At 45.8% G+C, this 19,372-nt stretch carries 8 protein-coding genes; all 8 read right to left on the bottom strand.

Annotation, left to right across the window (positions count from 1 at the left end):
* Positions 1–45: 45 nt before the first annotated feature.
* Positions 46–1,173 (bottom strand): cysteine desulfurase family protein, encoded by a 1,128-nt coding sequence (locus V512_RS02865; RefSeq protein ID WP_243392224.1) that lies wholly within the window; start codon positions 1,171–1,173, stop codon positions 46–48.
* Positions 1,170–3,167, bottom strand: coding sequence for an NAD-dependent DNA ligase LigA (ligA, locus tag V512_RS02860; protein WP_099828951.1), 1,998 nt, complete (start codon positions 3,165–3,167; stop codon positions 1,170–1,172). Before ligA ends, V512_RS02865 begins: the two co-directional genes overlap by 4 nt.
* A gap of 1 nt (position 3,168) precedes the next feature.
* The gene (acpS, locus tag V512_RS02855; RefSeq protein WP_099828950.1) at positions 3,169–3,510 is read right to left on the bottom strand and encodes a holo-ACP synthase; all 342 of its coding nucleotides are present in this window, start codon (positions 3,508–3,510) and stop codon (positions 3,169–3,171) included.
* A gap of 6 nt (positions 3,511–3,516) precedes the next feature.
* On the bottom strand, positions 3,517–5,826 hold the full coding sequence (locus V512_RS02850; protein ID WP_099828949.1) for an endonuclease MutS2: 2,310 nt from the start codon (positions 5,824–5,826) through the stop codon (positions 3,517–3,519).
* Positions 5,807–6,241: a SoxR reducing system RseC family protein gene (locus V512_RS02845; RefSeq protein WP_099828948.1), complete on the bottom strand. Its 435-nt coding sequence runs from the start codon at positions 6,239–6,241 to the stop codon at positions 5,807–5,809. The genes V512_RS02850 and V512_RS02845 overlap by 20 nt, the downstream gene beginning before the upstream one ends.
* Before the next feature lie 14 nt (positions 6,242–6,255).
* Positions 6,256–6,759: a hypothetical protein gene (locus tag V512_RS02840; protein WP_099828947.1), complete on the bottom strand. Its 504-nt coding sequence runs from the start codon at positions 6,757–6,759 to the stop codon at positions 6,256–6,258.
* Positions 6,760–6,847: 88 nt separating this feature from the next.
* Entirely contained in the window at positions 6,848–7,675 is an 828-nt protein-coding gene (gene amrB / locus V512_RS02835; protein WP_099828946.1) for an AmmeMemoRadiSam system protein B, read from the bottom strand.
* Positions 7,672–19,353 carry a type II and III secretion system protein gene (locus V512_RS02830; RefSeq protein WP_243392223.1) on the bottom strand — a complete coding sequence of 3,894 codons (11,682 nt, stop codon included), beginning with the start codon at positions 19,351–19,353 and terminating at the stop codon, positions 7,672–7,674. The genes amrB and V512_RS02830 overlap by 4 nt, the downstream gene beginning before the upstream one ends.
* Positions 19,354–19,372 lie beyond the last annotated feature (19 nt).

The raw sequence follows: 19,372 nt of genomic DNA, 5'->3' as shown, positions 1-19,372 counted from the left end.
CAAAGGCAATTAAATCTAACTACAGTCAATTATAACCGTTTGTGGCTAGAATTTCAAAAGAGGAATCGTTTTCTTCAGTTTTTCTATCAAAACCTCCACATCTTCCTCTGTTGTGAATCTTGACATACTTATTCTTATTGATCCCGAGGCAATCGATGGACTTATTCCCATCGCATCTAGTACATACTGACCTCCATCATTTCTTGAAGAACAAGCCGAAGAGGTACCAACAAAGACGCCTTCTTCTGATAAAGCATTAACCAAAACTTCTGATCTTATTCCGCCGAAAGATGCATTTACTGTGTTGCAGATGGAGCACTCAGGAGTATTGATATATCCTCCTAGCTCAACAGCAGCTCTAGATATTCTATTCTGAAAGTCTTTCGTTATTCCGGATGCTTTCTCCATACAATCTATAGCTCTTTGCATCGCTATCGAAGTCACTAAGACACCGGGCACGTTTTGTGTACCGGAGCGCAAACCTCTTTCCTGATTTCCTCCTGTGAGCATAGGTTTGATTGGAGATCCCCGTTTGACGAAGGCGATTCCAACGCCTTTCGGTCCGTGAAATTTGTGAGAAGAGAACGAAGCGTAATCGCAAAACGAGGATTCCGGAGTGAAGGGAATCTTCCCGATTGTCTGTACAGCATCGACATGATAGAGAAGATCTAGACCAACTAACTCTCTGCCTATCTCCTCGAAAGGCTGGATCGCTCCTGTAACGTTATTCACAGCCATTACAGAAACGAGAAAGGTCTCGTCATCTACTTCTCTCAGGAGCTTCTCGGCCTCAACTATTCCGTTGCTTTCGGGCGGAATTTCGACATAGTCGATATCGAGAATTGCCTTAAGATCTTTGAGTGTATTGAGAACGGCCTTATGCTCGATTGAAGTCGTCACTATCTTCTTCTTCTTCCCCCTGAAGAAGACCGTGGACCTTAAGATCCAGTTTATCGTCTCGGTCGCACAAGAAGTAAAGAAGATTTCGCTGGAATTGCAAGAGAGACATGAGGCCACCCTTGCACGCGCCTCCTCCAGCATTCTTGACTGCTTTACACCAAATGTATGCATAGAATTCGGATTAGCGTACTCTTCAATACAAAGACTTGCCATCAGTTCGGCAAGATCAGACTCCATTTGAGTAGTAGCATTGTTGTCAAAGTAACGAATCAAGATCTTACCATCTCCTCAAATTCCTTCTCATCGATTATCTGCGTTCCGAGAGAACGAGCCTTCTCCGCTTTCGACCCCGGGTTATTCCCGACAAGAACGTAATCGGTATTCTTCGAAACCGAAGACATAACCTCTCCTCCCAGTTCAACAATCCTCTCCTGAATTTCCTTTCTAGAATAGCCGGGAAGAGTTCCCGTTACCACGAATTTCATACCCTTCAGCGGCTTTGGACCATCACGACTTTCATCTTGTGTATTGACGAATCTCATCAATTCCTCGATCTCTTCTCTCACGGATTGATCAGATAGATGCTTTCTTATGTCTGAGGCCAACTGATCGCCTATTCCCGAAACTGCTTTCAGATCCTTTTCACTTGCAGACATGAGGGCTCTTAAACTTCCGAAGCTGTTTGCAAGATCCTTCGCAAGTTTGGATCCTACTCCTGGAATACCAAGCCCAGTTATAACCTTGAATAGCGGGTTATTCGTGCTCTTATTAATTGCCTTGATGAGATTGTCCGCCATCTTCTCCCCTATCCTTTCTCCAAGAGCCAAAAGATCTTCTTTTGTAAGTTTGTAGAGATCGGACGGGCTCTTCACAAGGCCCGATTCAACAATACGCTCGACTAGCTTTTCACCAAAGCCTTCGATGTCCATGGCCTCTCTGGAACAGAAGAACTGTATTCTCCTACCCACCTTAGCAGGGCAAGAGGGATTAAGGCACTTCAAAGCAACGTCCTCTTCTCTCTCTTTGCCTACCGGTCCTTTGCAAATTGGGCACTCGGAAGGAGGTTCTATTGGCTTCTCTACACCTGATCTCTTATCAGGAATACTCTTAACGATCTGTGGAATAATCTCCCCAGCCTTCTCTACAACAACTGTATCAAAGATTCTGATGTCCCTCTCCCTGACAAAGTCAAAATTGTGCATGCTTGCCCGTCTAACGGTTGTTCCGGCCAGTTGAACGGGTTCGAGTTCAGCAACAGGCGTTATAGTGCCTAGCCGACCGACACTGAGGTTAAGACTTATAAGTCTTGTCGTTGCTTGTTCCGCCGGAAATTTGAAGGCTATGGCCCACCTGGGCGCTTTCGTAGTGTATCCCAGTTCCTCCTGATAATGTAGATCGTCCACCTTGACAACTACCCCGTCAACAGCATAGTTCAGTGTAGATTTCAGCCCAGACCACGTCTTCCAGAATTCGATTACGCCTTCCGTGCCGTCTACAGTCTTGAAATTCGGCTCAATTTTCATTCCAATAGTCTTCAACAGCTCCAGCTGCTGGCTCTGCTTTTCAAGCCGAAACCTTTCTGGCTCCACTACCTGGTAGAAGAAGGCACTTAGTCTCCTCCCTGACACTTCTCTGGGATCAAGTTGTCTGAGAGTTCCAGCTGCCGCATTGCGAGGATTTGCAAAGGGCTGAAGACCGTCTTCTATTCGGGCTCTGTTAAGGTCATTGAAGACGTCTTTCGGGAGATATACTTCTCCTCTCAGTTCAATCGAAAGACTCTTCCTGAGTCTGAGAGGTATTGATTTGATCGCCTTTATGTTTTCGGTGACGTCCTCGCCGACAAAACCATCCCCCCTTGTTGCTCCTCTCACAAGCAATCCGTCTTGATACTTAAGCGATATTGACAGGCCATCGATCTTTAGCTCACACATGTATTGAACTCTTTCAATGCCAAGTGATTCTCTCACCCTCTTATCGAACTGCAATACCTCGGCCTCTGAGTAAGTATTGTCCAGGGAAAACAACCTGTGCTCATGAATCACTTCCTTGAAGGAGTTGATCGGTTTCAGGCCAACACGAACAGTTGGTGAATCAGGTGTCTTCAGTTCTGGATAACGTTCTTCAAGTTCGGTTAACTCATCAATCAGCCTGTCGTATTCAGAGTCAGAAATCTCTGGATCATCCATAACGTAGTACCTGTGAGCATGATAATCGATCTCTTTTCTCAGTTCGTCGACTCTCTTCTTAGCCTCATCGAATGGAATCACGTTAGCCCCTCCCAAAGAGTATTACAACTGCCACCGCATACTCCCGCTCATGAGAAATGCTTACCGTCAGATCTTCGCCACCCAGCAGCTTCTTCAGTTCCTCAGATGGAATCGGGCATCCCTTTTCATCAACGAGAAACTGGATTTTCGAGAACTCAAGGTCTCTACGCCCGGATGCCTTGACGAAGGCCTCCTTTGCGGCGAAACGCCCAGCTGCAAACTCCATCTTTCTCCGTTCATTTCCAAGAGAATCAAAGACATCTTTCTCTTGCCTTCCGAGTACCCTGTTTGCCACGGCTTCAGACATTCGCGAGATCTTGACTATGTCGATTCCAGCTTTCATTCTTGCTTATACCTCCACAACCGTGACTCCGCTACCGCCTTCTGAAGGCGCACCAATCCTGAAGCTCTTAACTTTCTTTGAGCGTCTCAAGTAACTCCATACTCCTTCGGCCAGTTTTCCAGTGCCTTTTCCATGAATTATGCAACCCTGCTTTGTTCCACTTATCTTGAGAGTCTGGAGAAAATTGTCAATGATAATAGGAACGTCTTCAGTAACACTTCCCCTTATATCGATCTCCTGAGTCATACTCTCACTGACATACTCGAGAGAAGAGGCATCTGATTCCGACTTCAATCTTCCGATGATTTTCACTTTTGAAAACGGGACCTTCAGCGTAATCTTACCTGAGTCAATTACAACTCTATCTCCATCGACTGCACTGACGATTCCTTCTGCTCCACTATCTATAAGCGTAACGGTATCGCCGATTTCGGGTATCTCAAAATCGCCGTCATCACATGAAGAACTTCCGAAACGCTTTAATTCACTTCTAAGCTCATTAAGTCTCTTGACCGCGGTAACCTTGTCTCTTTCATTTGAAGATCTTGACATGCTAATAGCCCGTTCAATTTCCTTTATTACAGATCCTAGTCTTTCCTCAAGATCGGCGATCTCTCTGCTGATCTCTCCATACCGCTTTTCCTTAATCATTGAAAGCTTGTCTTCAAATTCGCTGCTCTTGGATTCAAGATTCTTTTTCGTCCTCTGAAGTTCTCTTCGTTCCTCTTCTAGAGTCGACCTCTCTATATGAAGCTTCCCTATTACTGCCTCGAGATTTCTTGCATCACTATCAATATATGATCGAGCTCTTTCGATAATATCCGGTGCGAGTCCAAGTCTCTTTGAAACCTCTATCGCATTTGAGGAACCGGGAATTCCCATCAAGAGCCTATACGTTGGTCTAAGGCTGGCAACATCAAATTCTACGCTCGCATTAAGAATGTCGGAACGCTCCATAGCAAAGAGCTTAATTGGTGTCAGATGTGTTGTGAGGATCAATTTCGACTTTTCCAAAAGTTTCTCAACTATCGCAATCGAAAGTGCCGATCCCTCTACCGGATCAGTTCCCGCCCCCAATTCATCAAGCAAAACTAAAGAGTCACCGTCGGCATTCTCAATAATTCGGATTATCCTGGATACATGAGATGAGAACGTGCTTAGACTCTGCTCTATCGATTGCTCATCTCCAATGTCTGCAAAAAGCTTCTTGAAAAGCGGGATCTCTGATGTCTGATCAGCAAGAACGGGAAGACCACAGAGCATAAGTATTACAGAGAGACCTATTGTCTTCATCGCTACTGTTTTCCCGCCGGTGTTGGGTCCGGTAATGAAGACTCCATTGATTCCCTCTTCCATCGTAAATGTTATTGGAACTACCTTCTCGTCATCGATCATAGGATGTCTGACGTCCTTCAGGAAGAAGCGACCCGATGACGAAGGCCCAATGAAAACTCCATTCCTCTTCTTGGCATATCTGCACGTTGCGAAAAGAGCATCAAGGATTCCAAGCGCTTCCAGTGAAGGTTCAAGCCTTTCAAAGGTATTGAAGAAGTAAGTCGTCAGTTCTCTAAGTATCCTTCTTATCTCCTCTTCTTCTCTCGATTGCAGAATCCTCATCGAATCATTAAGAGCAATCAGCTCTTGTGGCTCGAAATAGACGGTCGCCCCACTTCCAGAAGAGCCATGAATCACTCCCTGATACTCATTCTTCTTGCTCGCAGACAACGGCAAGACATAACGACCCTCTCTACTCAGCACTAGACTGTCTGTGAGCCCGTCTTTATACCTGTTCATTATAGAATCAAGCTTTCCTCTCAGGTTTCTGGTAAGTGACTTGAGTTCGTTTCTGATTTCCTTCAAGGCTGGAGAGGCACTGTCCTTTATCTGCCCTTCTTCCGAGATCTTCTTCTTGACTTCGTTTATAAACCCACGTTCACATCCAAGAAGAGCAACAACTTCGCCCACAGCAGTAAACTCCGAAGAGACTCGTTCAAAGAATTCCTTGAGCCGACAGATGTTCTCCATGGTAACGGCACTTCTGTAAAGCTCTTCACAGCCAAGGCTGAAACCTCGTTTCACCCTGTTGATATAATCACTTAGATCGTGAAAGACTGAAAAAGGTGGCTCCCCCTCATTTTGAAGAATAATACTGAACTCGCTCGCTCTTCTGTAGAGTAAGTCTGTGTCATCTACCAATGGCCTTAGAGATTTGATTCTCTCTCTACCGTACCTTGATATCGCCTTCTTAGAAATATCTTCCAGAACGCAATCAAACTCCAGAAGTCGCAGCGCATCTTCATCGAACAAGGAATCCATCCGGTAACTCCACCCTTCTAATTATCTTTGGCATAAGCTTCTCCCTGTTTCTTCTGTCGTAAACTGCAATCAGCGCGTACACAACCACAATTGAAGCAAAAGCTGCCCCTAGGGCCAATCCTTCAGAATTGAGAATGATGTTCGTCACAATCAAAGTAACCAGGAAAACGGCTAAGGGTATTCCATAAACAATCATCGAGACCCTAGTTGCGTTTAGCTTCCCTGTCTCTATTTCCACAGTATCCCCTGGATCGACTTCTACACCATTCCTTAAGGCCTTTAAGGTAACTTTCTTATCGCCCAAAGAAACAACGCAGTTATTCTTAGAACCGCACGTAGAACAGGCTTCGGTTCGCGCCTTTTCCAGGAGCACCGTATCTCCTTCCAGCTCCTTAACAACGGCCAACTCTCTCATATCGACAACCTCCGCTAGAAACGGTAAGTAATCTCACCGCCTGCATGAACAACTGGAAGTGTTTTCATTCCGAAGAACTGCTCTAACTCAAGGCCCGCCAAAACTCCGAAGGAAAGAAAGCCAACTCTAACGTAAACGACGGGAGTAATCGAGAAGAAGATTCCGAATTTTTCAAAGTTTGCAGTCATAAGGCCAACCCGAGAGACAACTCTTAGCCCGGCGGCCGATTCCTCTGTAAGATCGTATGCATGGCCAGCAAAGGCTTTTAGGATCGAGTTAAAATGGCCGCTCTTATAGAATAGCTCCGAGGAAGAGGGAGAAATGAAGGAGAAGTTTCCTCCAATTTCAAATGAGTTCTTCCCTATTCGGCTAATGACATATGCTGCGTTTATTCCGTCATAGATCAGCATATCACTTTCCGACTCTATACCAGAGTAGTGAATACCATCTATAATCAACGAAGAAAAACCCAAGGAACCCAATACGATTACCATCAGGAACACAACTATCGCTTTCACACGACACCTCCAGTTTATCGAGATTATAGCATGTGTTTTTATGACGTACCGAAGGCCAAACAAATATGGAGCTCTTTGATTTTGGAACTCACTTAAGCAAGGCAGCAAGATAACCGACAGTTCTGTACCTGTCTCCGATGACTTCGCCGCTCGTCGTGTTGCATAGTATATCCATCGATTCAAAGGTTTCTCTAACAGCCACCATAGGTCCTAGACCACAGGCAGTGATTCGCTCGCTTCTGGATATATCGTATGCCTCTGCGTACTTCCTCTCCTTGACAAGATTCACTAGTCTCCTGTCTTTCTCGATAGTTGTTTCGTGAGACTCGTAGTGATTCAGATCCGAGGAAGCGATTATCAGTAGGTTACTCTTCTCACTCAGGATCTTCCTTAGCAGCCCGGAAACCATTAATGCCACTTCCAGTCTTTGATCACTCATAATTATCGGCACGATTTTGAAGTCACTGTATATAAACTGCAGGAACGGTAGCTGGACTTCTATAGAGTGTTCGTACAGGTGGGCGGCCGTATCAGATACCACAAGTCCGCTAGACATAGTCATAATTGACTTCCCAAGCTCTTTATCTATCTCTACTTCACCCAGAGGTGTGCCCCAAGAATCTTCATTCCATAGAGATAGTCTGGTCCCAAGGCCGGTATGATTGGGACCGATAATTATCACCGTTGAAGGGGTAATTAGAGAATACGACTTCCAATAGCTCCAGGCAGCAACTGGACCGCTTGCCATGTACCCCGCATGCGGCACTACCAAACCAACTGAGCTTTCAGATCTTCCAGGATTCTTAGGGAGACTCCCTGGCCCTATCGGATGAAAGAAGCAATTCTTGATCTGGCTCTTGAGGTCCTCACCGTCATCTGCGTAGAACTTGCCGCTGACAACGGGGCTCCTTTTCACGGCTCTACCACCTCCGCTGTGATAAAGATAACCAGTTCTCTCTTATCAGACGTTCTGTTTTCGGTAGTAAACAACTTACCGATAAACGGCAAATCGCTCAAGAAAGGCATCTTATTAACGGTTACAGTATCCTTGTTTGCAACAAGTCCACCGATCGTCAATGTATTGCCGTTCGAAATAATCAGTCTGCTGTTTGCTTCTCTCGTCTTCTCACCATATAGCGTTCGTGTTCCGTCCTGATACTTCTCGGGCTCGCTGACTTTTATAAAGAGATCGAGAAGTATCTTGCCGTCATCATTGACAGTTGGAGTAATTCTTAATTCGACTCCTGTGTTCAGATACTCGATAGTCTCGATTTCTACGGGATTACCATCTACGTACTCGATTGTTCGAACCAGGTAGGGAATGGTGTCCCCGATATGAATCTTCGCTTCCTGACCACTCATTGAGACTATCGAAGGACTGGAGATAAGGTCGGAATCAGTGTCCCTATTGCTCAGGTCTGCCCCGATCTTCACGACTGCCGTATTTACGATATCATCAATCAGTTTCGTAAAATCAAGATAGTCGATGATTTTGAAGTCGAGATCTATCGAACCGCTTTCAATGAGAATCTCAGGAGTGTTAATCCCTATTGCCGTCTTGAACTCCCTCTGAATATCATCAACAAGCGATTTATCCACGAGCCTTGTTTCGATTCGTACCTGCTTTTTAGGACGCGAGAGATCGGATCCAATTTCGTCAAAGATATTATCAACTCTTGATTTGGCCAGGCCTCTGACTACTATATATCCGTTCACCGGATCTGAGAGAACTTCACCTCCATAGAACTCGATAAGCCTTGTTACTTCTTCAACATTGTGGTAAACACGATAGACTAGTTCAACATCGGTCGGTTCTTCACCGGCCTTCTGTTCCTTCTTTGTCACCGCATAGATATCATCGATTCTGCTTATCTCAACCGGCTTCGTGGCATTTATTACTTTGGTAAGAGCTTCCCATGTGAGATCCTTGACAGACATGGTGATCCTCTCATTTATGTCGTCAATGAAAAGGAGCGAGATTTGAAGCTTGCCGGCCACTAGTCTCAACAACTCTTCCAGATCCTGATTGGCGACATTTATCTGGACAAGCTTTCCCTCAACCACTACTCCCCTTTCCAGCGGATCTACTGCCTTTCTCGACTCCTGGACCTCTTTGATCATCCTTTCGGCCATATCAAGGAGAGCTGAACTCTTCGATTTTATCAGCAGCATCTGAAGTTCGGTGAATGTCTGAACCGTGATACCCTCGATCGATTCTCTTAAGAGAGAGGCCAGTTCCTCAGGATTCACCGTGAGATCGGTTATGTATCTCGAAATCTCCCTATCGGCAGCTGCCTCCTCGACTGTCCTGGTAATTACCATTAGAGACTCAGGATCACCTATAAGCAACCACTGCCGATCTAGGTCGACAAATTCGATTTCGAGACCCAGTTTGAAGATCAGTTCCGCTAACTGGGCCTGTGTGACGAGGTTCTTCTCGATCCTCACCGACTCTCTTTTAGAATCAACAGCGAGTATGTTCAGTGCTGCCCTAGCGTTCTCAAGCCCGACCTGAGTCCCAATTCCAATGAGTCTTCCTGAGTATTCAATGATTGATTTCAGCTGAATTTCCGCGGCTTCCAGAAACTGTCTGACTTGTTCTGTGCTCCAGCCGCTAACAGGAGGAAGGTCTTCGATGTTAATTTGCTCTGATGCTTCCTCGCTGCCCGCATTCTGATTCAGCTCTGAAATAAGCTCTCTCGCGAAGTCAACGTGGTCACTCTCTCCTACCAAGAGGAGGCGAGTATCGAACCTACCGATGAAGACAGATACACCAATGTTCTCAAGAGCCTCCTCAAGGCTATCCATTCCTGATCTTTGGCTCCCCTGAGCGGAATAGACGCTCGCTAAATCCTCTAAGAAGGCCTGCCCCACTGTGATAAGGGAATAGGACAGGAATTTAGCCTCTATCGTTACTGCTTCGATAAGTACCTCTTTCAGTGCTGTTACATCATCAAAGTTACCGACTATCATGTACCTAGATGGTGTGATTTGAACTACGGATACCTCCAGAAGAAGATCGCTAACCATAGCTTGAAGAATCTCAGGAGTCATACTGGCAGGTAAATCAATATAAGCGAAGTGGACCTGCTGGTTGTTAACCAGGTAGTCTATCACGGCCTGTGCTTCGTCGACTGATTCGCGGGTTCCAATTAGCAAATAACCACCGCTCACATCGAAGACTCCAGAAAGAGAAATCGCTTTTGCCTCAAGATACGCATTAAGAGTTTCTGCATCGATTCCGGAGAGTCTCTTTGCGAACCTTGATTCATTTACAATCCCTGCTTTCTCGCTTGTAAGACCGCCTAGAATCTCCTCAAATTCAGCAATATCCTCACCAGTACCTATCATGAAGACCCTGTCTCCGACCGATTCAAATTTGAGCTTCAGTTCCATCAATCCCGCAATCGTCTCAAATTGGTCGATTTGAGTTCCATCCGGCTGTACAAAAGTCTTATAAGAGATAGATCCATCGGCAGAAGTTCCGCTCGAATCTATCCCTATCCGTAGAGAGGAAATCAACTCTTGAGCTCTCGCAAGGGAGGGCTTGGTTCCGACGATTATCGCATAATCACCTGCTTCAATAATACCAACCGGTATCTGAATCGACTCGAAGGCAATCTCAAGCTGCCCGGGCGTCAGATTCCTTGGAAGGATAGTAATTGTGTAAGACAGCGGACCTTCGTCTGCCTCGACAGTTTTTCCAAGTGAGTTGTAGACATCGACGGCCATCTCCAGATCCGTTCTAGTTCCGACAAACACAAGCGCAGTATCGCTTTCGAGAATCTCCACTTTGACGCCGATCAACCTGAAGAGCTGATTAAGCAAGTTCGATGAGACTTCGTCTTCAAGATCAAGAATTTCAAATTCACTCTTCTCTCCCGAATCGCCGGTAGACACCTGAACGAGCCTTTCCACAAGTGCCAGAGCGTTCTCTATCGATTCTCTGGTTCCGATAAGAAGCAGAACGTTGCCTACTGAATCCAGATCCACACTGAACCTTAGCTTATCTAACACAGCCTCCAGTGAACTGAGATCGAAACCCTCCGGCAATGAGATCGTAGCGAATTCGATCTCGTCAGTTTCGGGTTCTTGATCCTCTTTTTCAAACTTTGAGAAGAGCTCAACTGCTCTTGCGTTGTTTTCTCCTGAACCAATGAACACAATGTAATCCGCTACTTCTACGATCTTTACAGGTATATTGAGAGAGGAAAGAAGCTCTCTGAACTGCCCCAAAGAAATCTCTTCTACTAGCTCAACGATTTCGTATTCGGGGCTCTCAAATTTCCCTATTCCCAATGTTGCAGAGACCGAACTCACCAATTCTCTGAAGCGGTCAACATTACTCTGGGTACCAATCGAAACCACGTCTCTACCGACTGGAAGAATCTGGACATTGAGCGATAGACTCTCAACAAGGGCCGCCATTTCGGCTAGCGAAAGCCCATCACCCAACGGGACTATTGAGTACACTCTCTTCTCATCGACCGCAGGATCCTCTGGAGTTAGGTATTCAACTATCTCTTTGGCCGTTCTTAAGTCACTATCAGGGCCAATTAACATCACTTCCCCGTCAACTTGAACAGCTGAAATACTGAGGGCCATGTCGCTCAGAATCCTCTCAAACTTTTCGAGAGTCAGTTCGGCAGGAAGTTTCGCAAGTCTATAAGAGACTCCTTTTCCTAGCCCGCTTCGAATAACTTCATCAAGTAGAGCAACAGCCATATTAACATCCTCTTCGAGACCCGATACGGACATGCTTTGCCCCAGCTTTGTATAGGAGAGGTTGAAACCGGCGGAAACTAGTATCTCCCGTAACTCCTCAAACGTCATCCCGGATGGAATAGTGTACAGGGTGGTCAGCTTCTTCGTCTTCAACTCGAGACCGTCCATCAAAGCCGGTATTTCCGCAAGCTGATCTTCGGGACCTATTAGAAGGTAGCCTTGACTACTCTCGTGGAATACCTTCACGGCAAAGCTCATCGCCATGAAGAAATCAGAGAGAGTCTCGCCACTCCAGCCTTCGAGTTTCGGGAAGAACTGTGCCGTAAGGCTCTCCGCCGTCGGCGCCGACCCCATCTCCTTGAGAAGACTCTCAAAGACAACAATATCCTCTTCGTTTCCAACGACCACTATTCTGTCTCCCTCTCCGAAAACGATTAGAGAGGAGTTCATACTTGACAGAAGCTGATTCAGGAAATCAGTACTATGGCCTATCCCATTGAAGATGCGCATTTCTTGAGACTTCTCGGACGGTTTATCGGAAGTTAGGCGGTTAAGAATGTCCCTTACCTGTTCAATCTCTCCTTCCTTTCCATAAACGACGAAGCTGCCCCGAATCTCGAGAACGGAGATTTCCAGGCCAAGTGTGTTAATTATCCCATCGAGTTCTTCGATGGTAACTTCACGAGGAACTATAACTGTGACTTTGTGTTCGCTGATAATATCGTTCCTTATCTGTACGAATCTTTCAATCTCCTTCTCTGCCCCGATCACTACAAGTCTCCCGGCTACAGAAAGAGGATAGACGTTTATGTTGAACGCCGATTTGACTGATTGGGCGGCCGCAAGATCAAATCCGTCACGAACCTCGACAACCAGATAACTCTGTTCGCCGTCAACAACCTGAACCTCTCTTCGCGAGAGTATCGAGCTAATAGTCTCTTCGGCCTTCTTGACATTTTCCTTTTGGCCGACCGCTATTACTCCGGTTGGCGTATTCAGAAGATCAATACGAATACCCAGCCTAGAGAAGATCGCTCTGAAACTGTCGGTCTCCTCAGTTGGGATTTCCACAAACGCAAAGATGTCAGGTTCATCGCCCTTGGGAAGCACTATGCCTTCAGCAAGTTCGCCGAAGACTCTTACGGTAGAACGAACATCGCTTTCCGGACCTATCACCATCGACCTTCCATCAACGGTAACAACTGTAACTGCAAGTCCCATCTTCTCCAGCATACTCTGCAGATTCTGAATTGAAGGAACGGACTCAACTATCTCGTAGTGAGGTCTCTCAAGACCTGAAAGCCTGGTTGTTTCGGTGTTTATTCGGTCAAGAATTGCCGTGGGGCCCACAATGAGATAACCTGACTGGACCGGTGTTACGCTTACCTTTGCCCACTCCTTTTCTCCCAAATAACCCCTCAAGTATGAAACTAGCTTGCCATCTTCCCAGCCGGCAGGGTTGTTGAAGAATCTAGATTCGACCGCCTCATCTTCTTCCGCCCTTGAAAGCACCGAATGGATAACTTCTATCGCCTTTGTCGACTCCTCTTCGGTTCCAACCAGAATAACGCCGGAAGGAGATGAGAGAAGCTCAACATCTAGTCCGAGACTCCCAAGTATGGCAGTGAACTCGCCGATCCTGTCGTTTGGAATATCAGTGAAAGCGTACTTGAGTTCCTTGTCGGTCTCAAGTATGACGGTTCGTTCATTTATCGATTTCACGACGCTCGCTGCATTTTCAAGGTCTTCACCGTATCCGACAATTATCACGTTGCTTCCAAAGCTCAAAGCAGTAGCGTCTATCTTCAGTTCCGAAAGTACTTGTCTGATCGTCTCGAATGTGCCTTCGCTTGCAGGCATTATTATGTAGTCGTATTTTCTCGAGGTCAGTGGAGCCTCAAGACCGTTTCTCAGCATCTTGATCAATTCGACTGTCCTCTCAACACTTTCTTTCATGCCAACGACAAGGTGTTTGTCTCCGACCGGTAGTATCGTCACCTTAAGTCCCAGCCGTTCAAGAAGAGTGTCCAGCTGGTCGATTGCAGGAAGTGAGGTTTCTATAACAAAGAACGGATCTTCGATCCCTGCCAGACGATCGGCTTCTGAAACCAATCTCGAGATAACTTCTTGCGGACCTACAACGATATAGCCACTGGACGAAGGAGTGATTGAGATCCTAGAGAAATCGTCCTCGCCAAGGAAGTCCATGAAGTAGCTGGCATATTTTGCATCGTTCCAGCCCGGCACAACTGCAGCTACGTTTGAAACTCGCCCCTTCTCTCCTTCAGTTTCAGCAACTAGGGCTTCTCTTTCGAGAATAGCGTTGACGGTCTTGATTGCTGTCTCGACCTTTTCTCTGTCACCGATCATTAAAACCCCGGTGGCAGAAGGAAGAAGCTCTACTTCAGCGCCAAGCTTATCAAGAATTGCCTGATAACTATCTATCTCTCTGCTTTGTATACCTGTGAAGGCGTACGTGGGTTCATAAACCTGCGCTGTAGTTCTTCTACTAAGTATGTCATCTACTACCAAGATCGTTCTCTCAACTGCCTCTTGAGAACCGATTACGATAACTCCGGATGGGGATGTGATTAAGGATACTTCAATTGCAAGTCTCTCAAGAATCGCATTGAAGCTGCCGATGTCTTCCACGGAAATATCAACGACTCTGTATTCTACAGCTTCAGGCACAGTCACATCTTGTGAGACTGATTTCAAGAGCTGCTCCATTATCTGGCTTGTGCGTCGTACATCTTCACCTGAACCGATTACAATGGTGGAACTACCCATTTTTGCGAGATCAACCATAACCCCCAATCTAGCCAGAAGCCCTTCAAGATTGTCGACGGGAGGTATCCTGTCAAACACTGCGAAAGTTGGATTCTCAAATTCTCTGAGTCTCGAGATCTCTGCCTTGACTACTTCTGCCAGGACACTTGGAGTTAGGGCAACAAACCCGCTGGAGGATGTCACAATTGAGATTCTCTCAAAGTCGTCGACTCCAAGGAATAGTCTAAGGTATTCGCTTACCCTCGCAAGATCCCAACCCGGTATGGCCTTGATGTCAAGAGACACTCTTTCTTCCCTTTCAATTTCCTGAGCCTGAAGCTGTTTATATAGAGATCTGAACTTTAAGAGATCCTCTTCTTCACCTATCGCGACAATCTTGTCAGCCACCGCGACTGCAAATACTCTGTAGTTAAGAAGTTCAAGGGCAGGTTCTAGTGACTGAACGGTAATTCCCGACGATAACGGAAGAAGAAGGAAACTCTCATACTTATCCTGAAGTGGAACATCTTGCGATTCTCTTGAGTTGATCGCCTCGATCAACTCCTCCGCACGTTCAAGCTCAGACTCTGCTCCAATGGCGACAACACCTGTAGGGGTGTTGAGCAGTTCGACATCAATACTCAGCCGTTCGATGATTGGGAGAAGTTGTGCTATCGAATCCGATCTAACATCTACAAATCTGAATCTCAAACTGAGCTCTGCTGAAACACTTTCGGAGTGAGCCATTACCGACTCAACTATGTCAAGTGCCTTTAGAAGCTCTTCCCCAGAACCCACAGCAACTACTCCTGTAGAGATCTGGATGAACTCCGATACGACCCCAAGCTTTTCCATTACTATCTCCAGAGGAGCAATATCTTCAGGTCTTACAGGCAAGAAAATGAACGTTTTTGACTCTAGCGCCTGCTCCTCGGGTTCACCTTCCGGATAGATCGCATCTATAAGCTGATCGATGAGCTTTCCGGTTCTGTCAACACTGTCACGGTTTCCAACTATTAAGTACTTGTCTTCAACAGGAATGATTCCGACCTTTATTCCGAGAGCATCTATTAAAAGCTCCAGCTGGTCAAGAGGAGGTAAAGCTCGCTGTACCATGAAGTGCGGGTCCTGAATCTCTTCAAGTCTGGCGATCTCTTCCTCTATCGTCTTTAGAAGTTCAGCCGGGCCAACGATTATGTATCCACTCACCGAAGGAGCAATCGAGACTCGAGAATAGAGGTCTTCGCCTAGATAGTCTCTTAAGTAGCTGGAAAGCATTTCGTTGCTCCAACCAGCCACCTTCTTAACGAAGGTCGATACGTTCCTTCTATCTTCAGAGGGACCTATCTCCTTCTTCTGATCAACAATCGTTTGCACTACAGTTTTGGCCCTTGAAACCTCTTCCGACGAACCAATCAAGAGGGCCCCTGAGGGGGAAGATAATAGTTCAGCGTTGATTCCCATTTTCTCCAAAACCAAAGAGTAATCGCCAATCTCGTCAGAAGAAACGGAAACAAACTCGAACACCGATTCCGTCACAATAGTCGACGGCCGCTTCTCAAGGATTGATTCTGAAGTCTCCATTGCTTTTGCGACTTCTTTGCGTTCACCGATAATCAAGACACCAGACGGGGAGTCGAGAAGCTCCACTTCTATACCGATGCTCGAGAATATTCCTCTAAATGCTGCAGAATCCTCGCCCGATATTTGAGAGAGTTCAAATACCGTTTCACCGACTTCGGGCTCGTCACCGATTATCTCCAGAAGCTTGGCAACTATCTCTATAGTTTGTTTAACATTGGGTTCAGTACCGATGATAACGAAGTAATCATCAACCTTCAGAATATCGACTATTACTCCGAGTCTCACTAGAAGAGAATTCAGTTCGTTTAATGAGGGCATCCTTCGCTCTATAGAATAGAAGGGGCTTTCTATTTTCCTGAGCCTATCGAGTTCCCTTTCAACACTTTCCAAGATTGACTCGGGACAGTTGATGATGTATCCCTTGGCGGTCTGAACGAGAGAAATGCTGGCAGTCTTGTCAACTCCCAGGACTACTCCCAGATACGACAATAGTCGTTCAGAGTCCCAACCGGGCACCCCAAAAATCTCTTTGCTTGCAAAAGCCCCCTCCGCACTCTCTGAGGTGAGAATCTCTCCGTACAACCCTCTGAAAAACTGAAGGTCGAAGCTGTTTCCAACAACAACGATCTTGTCGTAGATCTCTGTGATAACGAGATCGAAACCGAAGACATTTATCACTGAGTTTAGAGATTCTATTGCAATCTCAGGTTTAGAAGAGATTATCAGGTACGAACTATCGGCATCTACTTCTTGAAGAAGTGAAGTTGGTTCTTTCTTTAGAATCTCATCGACAATCTTCTTCGCTTTAGCTAGTTGTGTTTCAACACCGATTCCGATTATCCCAACTGGTGTTTCCACAAGATCAATTTCGTAACCAAGAAGGGTTAGAATCTCTTCCAGGCTACCGACCAAGGACAACTCAACATCTATTAAGCTATAGCTTTTTGGACCGGTCTCAATCGTCTCAATTCTCGACAAAATCGAACTAATAACTGCCATTGCATCTTCAAGGCGGTCCTCAGTTGCCACAACAGCCACGCCGGTTGGTGTGTTTACAAACTCTACTGACAAACTGAGTTTATTCAGAAGCTCGCTGATCCCTTGAATCTCGGAATAGGGCAGATTTATGAATTCATACTTGTATTCTAATTTAGCCTCAGAAACGTCCCCCTGTACAGGAAGCCCGCTACTCAGCTGTCTTACAAGCCTTGATGCTTCCTCAACGTTCTCCCTGGAGCCAATAATCATGAACTGGTTCTCGACTGGAACTATGGTCGCAGCAATACCCAGTCTTTGCAATAGGACTTCAAACTGGGAAAGAGAGGGGATAGATGTCTCCAGTCTGTACGATGGGTTCTCAAATTCTCTCAGTTTTTCCGCTTCAGCGGAAACCGCTTCAAGAACAGATTCTGTTGCAATAACTATGTATCCATTCCCTGAAGTTGTGAGAGTGATATCAGAGAAGAGTCTAAGTCCAAGAAAGTCTCTGAGGTAGGCTCTGAACTTCTCGATATCCCAGCCGGGAATAGCCCTTATCTGGAGGGAGAGGCGAGTCTCCTGACTTGCCATCTTGCTTTCAACCATCTCAGTGATTCTGGGAATTCTCTCTTCAATGATCCCTTCTATCTCAGAAAGCCTTTCCGGATACGCTCTGATTACCAGAAGGCCCGCAGAAGCGATGAAATCAGCCGTCTCATTTTCTACGAGAATCGTTTCGAGCAGATCCCCCAGACCGGAAGAGTAGATTTCGGGAGAGATCTCGAGAATCGATTCCCTTGTCACCCTGTATATCTGTCTTTCATGTTGTTCAAGTTCGTTGATGGCCCTCCCCATGATTCCTGAAGGACCATACATGAAGACCAGTCTGTCCGCAATCTGCTGAATTGTGTACTCACTCTCAACGAGACCTTGGGCAGCAAAGAACGTACCAAGAAAACTGGATACTTCTTCATATGAATCGTTGGTCTTCAGTTCCAGGTAAGTGCTATCATAGTCATCAAATGTAATCCCGGTAAATAACGACAGCAGGTATTCGGCAGTCTCTATAGAGCTCTTAGCACCCTTCACGATGTAACCCTTTCTCTCGCCTAAGGGCTCGATTATTGAACCTGTAATTCGTTCGACCTGAGCTACTATCGACTCTTCTATTGTATGGTGATAGTTCACCATGAGGTATGAAACGTCTTCAGAAATTGCGGAGAAAGAGTCTGCGATTCTCTCCAGAACAGGAACTAGATAATTTGGCAACTCGAATGTGACTTTTCCGATAGGCTCAAAGGTTCTGTCAACGGAAAGCTCCTCATAAACTGCATAGCTTTGAAGAATCCCGAAGATCGCTCCCACGAGGGTCCCGTCATCAGGAAGCCCCGACCCTGAAGCCCTGGCAAGTTTTAGAACGTCCTCAATCAAGAAGAAATTGTCGGGGAGAGTCAATGTCACCCTTGTCCTGCTCGAATCAAGATCTTCTGAGGTCAAATACAACCTGTAGAGATCGAGATACTCATAAAGGGCCGTAACTTGAGAATCGTTTCCAGAGAATATCAGCTTGTTGAACTCAGGAATACTTACTATGGTAAGGCTTTCTGAGAAGAGCAGCGAATTAAGACTCCTTGCCAATTCGTAGTATGCTGTAAGCGGTTCAACATCGACGTTAGTTATCTCCCACGGGACAGAGTATTCTTTGGTGACCGTGTTTTTCGTAAGAGCTGCAGAAAGACTCATGTGGGTCTGGAGATCGCCAAACACCATCAAAGAAGCCTCGTTCGGTAGATACTCTATGTAGCTATTTACTGGAAGAGTCTTTCTCAGCCTTTCAATCTGTTCTGAAACGGTCTCCCCCTCAATATTGAAATCAACACCGATATACGTCTTCCAGAAGGCATTAACAAGATCTTGAACTTCTTCAGGCGAACCCAGATAGAAGGTTCCATCAGTCAAATAGGAATAAGCGACCCTATCTCCAAGAGACGTAAGGATATTTCTTAGAATATCTTCGGGCATGGCCAGTGAGAAACCAACCACAACCTGCTCATTTCTAACACTTGGAGAGATGATATACGACAGATCTAGCATTTCTTCAGAAAAAAGATATGTCATCGCAGTAGATACCGTCATACCATATGTAGTAAATTTCTCGATATTCACATTAATATTCGATCTAAAGAATCTAAGTGTGACAACATTCTCCATAATCGTAACTTCCGGATCATCGATTGCTGGAATCAACAAAGCGACGTTCACCGACAGTCTCTTGGGATCTTGCCTGGTCCACAAACCTTCAACCGGACCCATTCGAAGCGGCAAATTCATATCTCTGCCGCTTACACCGTTCATTGCCAGAGAATATATGGTCCTTGAAGGATTCGATTGTATATTGTAATCTGTGACTTTGTCCTTAAAGATCAGAGTCACTGTTACCGATTCTGCATCCATAGTGGGAATGACTGAATTCAGCTGATTAGAGAAACCAATACAGAAGATGCCCAGAACTAGAAATAAGACCGCTATTCTTCTCACACGAATCACCCCATATTTA

The sequence above is a fragment of the Mesotoga sp. Brook.08.105.5.1 genome, from assembly GCF_002752635.1.
Lineage (GTDB): Bacteria > Thermotogota > Thermotogae > Petrotogales > Kosmotogaceae > Mesotoga.
The sequence above is the reverse complement of the archived record's forward strand: the minus strand, read 5'-3'. Positions and strand labels throughout refer to the sequence as shown.

Coding starts and splice junctions, on each gene's coding strand:
- V512_RS02845 (WP_099828948.1), bottom strand. CDS start 6,241: ATGAGAGAGTTGGCCGTTGTTAAGGAGCTGGAAGGAGATACGGTGCTC.
- acpS (WP_099828950.1), bottom strand. CDS start 3,510: ATGAAAGCTGGAATCGACATAGTCAAGATCTCGCGAATGTCTGAAGCC.
- V512_RS02850 (WP_099828949.1), bottom strand. CDS start 5,826: ATGGATTCCTTGTTCGATGAAGATGCGCTGCGACTTCTGGAGTTTGAT.